Genomic DNA, 3,484 nt, shown 5'->3' on the forward strand with positions numbered 1-3,484 from the left:
TTGCTGGGGTTGGCGGCCGGGCCGTGACCGGCCGGGACCGTTCGCCCGCCGAGGATGTGTGGGCTCCCCTGCGCCGCACCACCCAGGCCCGCATCGGGCTGGGGCGTGCCGGAAACGCGCTGCCGTCGCACCGGGTGCTCGAGTTCAAGGCCGCGCACTCGGCCGCCCGTGACGCCGTGCACATCCCGCTGGACACCGACGAGTTCAGCGCCGCTGTCGCGGCACTGGGCCTCGGGACCCCGCTGCACGTCCGCAGCCGGGCGGAGAACCGCAGCGAGTACCTGCGGCGGCCCGACCTGGGCCGCACCCCGGCAGACCTGACAGGTCTGCCGACCCCGGCACCGGGGCAGGGAGCCGACGTCGGCGTCGTGCTGGGCGACGGGTTGTCGCCACGGGCGCTGGCCGACCACGGGGTCGGGCTGCTGGCAGCGTTGGCGGCCGAGTTCGACGGCCACTATCGGCTGGCACCGCCGGTGATCGCCACCCAGACCCGGGTGGCGCTCGGCGACCATATCGGTGCCGCGCTGGGTGTCGGCACGCTCATCATGATCATCGGAGAACGGCCGGGGTTGTCGGTCGCCGACAGTCTCGGCATCTATCTGACGCATCTCCCCCGGCCCGGCCGCACCGACGCCGACCGCAACTGCATCTCCAACATCACCCGCCCGACGGTCTCGGGTACCAGCGCGCGGCGCGCACCGCGGCCGCCCTGGTGACCGGGGCCCGCCGGCTGGATCGATCCGGCGTCGACCTCAAAGACACCTCCCGCGCGGAACTAGGCAGTGGTGTTGGCCAGCGCGTTGATCCGCTCCAGCGCCTCGACGGCGAGGCCGGCGACGTCGAACCCGCCGACTGAGCCGCACGTGGTGATCTCGACCGCCGCATTGTGTGCCGCGACGAAAGTGTTGTCACAGTTCCAGTCGGCGGCCCGCAGTGACCAGAGCACGCTGCTCTGCGGGCTGTCGGCCGCGGCGGCGCGCACCTCGAACACGTACGTGCGCCCCTGCATCGTCATCGTCGTCACGGTCAGCGGTGTGTCACGGCAGTCCTCGACGGTCTGACGCACCTCGTCGAGCGCAGCGGCCGGGTCGGAGTCGAACCGGTAGACGGCGACCATCTCCTCGACGAACACCGACGCGTCGTCGGTGGTCCAATGGCCACCGTCGGTGGCGAGGGGACGATGCGAGTCGAGAAACGGCGGGTCCACCTCCTGCGCCAGTCCGCTGCACCGTTCGGGCTCGGCGGTGACGAACAGATTCCCGTCCTCACCCGCGACCTGCGGACTGAGCAGGTCGGCGACCTGCAACTCCGAGATGGGGGCGGCCACCGGGGGCGGCCGGGGCGTCGCCTCCTGCACGCTTCGGGTGCAACCGCCGACCGCGACGAGCACCCCGATCACGGCTATGGCCGTGACCGGTGAGCGCAGCGCCGACGGGTTCACCGCGCGAAACCCGCGTCCCGCAGCGCCTGGGCCATCGCACCCCCGGCAGGACCCGCCGAACTGCGGTCAGACTTGTTGGCGCGCTTCGGTTTTGTCGCCTTGGTCTCGCGACGAGGCGCGGGCGCGCGCTCGGACCTTGCGCCGCCGGCACCACGCGGCGGGGTGTCGTTCAGGCGCAGGGTCAGCCCGATCCGCTGCCGCTCGACATCGACGTCGAGCACCTTGACCTTCACCACCTGGCCGGACCGCACCACTTCGTGCGGATCGGAGACGAAGCGGCCGGCCATCGCCGACACATGCACCAGGCCGTCCTGGTGGACGCCGACGTCGACGAACGCCCCGAATGCCGCAACGTTGGTGACCACACCCTCCAGCGTCATGCCCACCTCGAGATCCGCGATCTTCTCGACCCCGGCCGCGAACGTCGCCGTGGTGAACGCCGGGCGCGGATCACGACCCGGTTTCTCGAGTTCGGCCAGTATGTCGGTCACCGTCGGGATGCCGAAGCGGTCGTCGGCGAACTCGGCCGGCCGCAGTGCGCGCAATGCGCGGGCGTCGCCGATGATCTCGGCCAGGGTGATCCCGGAACGGTCCAGGATGCGCCGGACCACCGGGTAGGCCTCGGGATGCACACCCGAGGCGTCCAGCGGATCGTCCCCGTCGCGGATCCGCAGGAAGCCGGCGCACTGCTCGAATGCCTTGGGGCCCTAGCCGGGGCGCCTTCAGCAACGCGCTGCGATCGCGGAACCGGCCGGTCTGGTCGCGTTGGGCGACGATGGCCTCGGCCTGCGACTCGGTGATGCCCGACACCCTGGCCAGCAGCGGCACCGACGCTGTGTTGAGGTCCACTCCCACCGCGTTGACCGCATCCTCGACCACGGCTCCCAGGCTGCGGGCCAGGATCCCGGGCGTCACGTCGTGCTGGTACTGCCCGACCCCGATCGACTTCGGCTCGATCTTGACCAACTCGGCCAGCGGGTCCTGCAGCCGCCGTGCGATCGACACCGCCCCGCGCAGCGTGACGTCGAGATCGGGTAGTTCGTGGGCAGCGTAGGCCGAGGCCGAGTACACCGACGCTCCGGCTTCGCTGACCATCGCCTTGACGGGTGCCGCCGCCCCGGCGGCGCGGATGTCAGCGATGAGCTCGTCGGCCAGCGCGTCGGTCTCCCGCGATGCGGTGCCGTTTCCGACCGCGATCAGCTCGACGCCGTGGCGGACGACGAGCGCGGCCAGCGTGGCCTTCGCCTGCGCCCACTGCTTCTGCGGTGGATGGGGGTGGATCGCACAGGTGTCGACCACCTTGCCGGTTCCGTCGACGACGGCGACCTTCACGCCGGTCCGGAATCCGGGATCCAGGCCCAACGTGGAGCGGTTGCCCGCCGGGGCGGCGAGCAGCAGGTCCTTGAGGTTTCTGGCGAACACCGCGACGGCGTCCTCCTTCCGAGGCGTTCCTCGAGCGTGCGCAACTGACCGTCGTCGAGGCTGCCGGTCACCTCCTTGCGGTAGCGGGCGATGAACGGGACCGTCGACCCCTCATCCAGCAGCCGCACCGCCGCATCCACCTGCCGCTCCCCCACTGCCAGTTCCGCAGCCAGACGGACGGTCACGGATTTCAGGGCGGGACCGGACTTCTCGGTGACACTCGGATTCACGGGCTGGACCCTACCGAACGGCTGCGACACCCGGGGCACGCGTGTTTTGCCACCTTTGGCCCGGGTATCGCCATTGTGTCCCGAGACCGACTCGACGATGGAAAGGAAACATCGCTATGACGACCAGCGAAGCAGGACAGGTCACCGGAACCAAAGACAAGAACTACAACCTCATCTGGTTCACCGAGAAGTGCCTCGACAACGCACTGCGACTCGAGACGTACATCGAGGACGCCCAGCGCGACGGCGACAACGAGGTGGTCGAGCTCTTCCAGAAGGCTCAAGCCGACAGCCGCAAGGGCGCCGAGCAGGCGAAGGCACTACTGAGCAAGCGGATCGGCTGAACCCGCGCCCGGAGCCGGCACCGCCGACCTACCGGTCTGGCGGTGCC

Annotated in this window: 3 protein-coding genes and 2 pseudogenes; 2 read left to right on the forward strand and 3 right to left on the reverse strand. The window is 70.3% G+C overall.

Annotated elements, in window-relative coordinates:
• Positions 1-23: 23 nt before the first annotated feature.
• Positions 24-856, forward strand: a pseudogene (eutC, locus tag WA944_RS00785) (ethanolamine ammonia-lyase subunit EutC).
• Here the strand turns inward: eutC and WA944_RS00790 are convergent.
• The 3 genes and pseudogenes from WA944_RS00790 to WA944_RS00800 form a co-directional block, all read right to left on the reverse strand.
• The gene (locus tag WA944_RS00790; RefSeq protein WP_526646096.1) at positions 776-1,441 is read right to left on the reverse strand and encodes a sensor domain-containing protein; all 666 of its coding nucleotides are present in this window, start codon (positions 1,439-1,441) and stop codon (positions 776-778) included. The pseudogene eutC and the gene WA944_RS00790 sit on opposite strands and share 81 nt — an antisense overlap.
• A pseudogene (locus WA944_RS00795) lies at positions 1,438-2,881 on the reverse strand (helix-hairpin-helix domain-containing protein); the annotation flags it as partial. The gene WA944_RS00790 and the pseudogene WA944_RS00795, both read right to left, overlap by 4 nt.
• Complete coding sequence (locus tag WA944_RS00800; protein ID WP_526611735.1) at positions 2,770-3,132, reverse strand: Tex-like N-terminal domain-containing protein; 363 nt, start codon at positions 3,130-3,132, stop codon at positions 2,770-2,772. The gene WA944_RS00800 and the pseudogene WA944_RS00795, both read right to left, overlap by 112 nt.
• A gap of 77 nt (positions 3,133-3,209) precedes the next feature.
• Here WA944_RS00800 and WA944_RS00805 point away from each other — a divergent pair, with 77 nt between their 5' ends.
• Positions 3,210-3,437, forward strand: coding sequence for a hypothetical protein (locus tag WA944_RS00805; RefSeq protein WP_526372653.1), 228 nt, complete (start codon positions 3,210-3,212; stop codon positions 3,435-3,437).
• The last annotated feature ends 47 nt before the right edge of the window (positions 3,438-3,484 follow it).

This window comes from Mycobacterium sp. (genome assembly GCF_049683355.1).
Taxonomy (GTDB): Bacteria; Actinomycetota; Actinomycetes; order Mycobacteriales; family Mycobacteriaceae; genus Mycobacterium.

Excerpts from the sequence above, each read along its gene's own strand:
- WA944_RS00805 (WP_526372653.1), top strand. The coding sequence starts at position 3,210 with ATGACGACCAGCGAAGCAGGACAGGTCACCGGAACCAAAGACAAGAAC.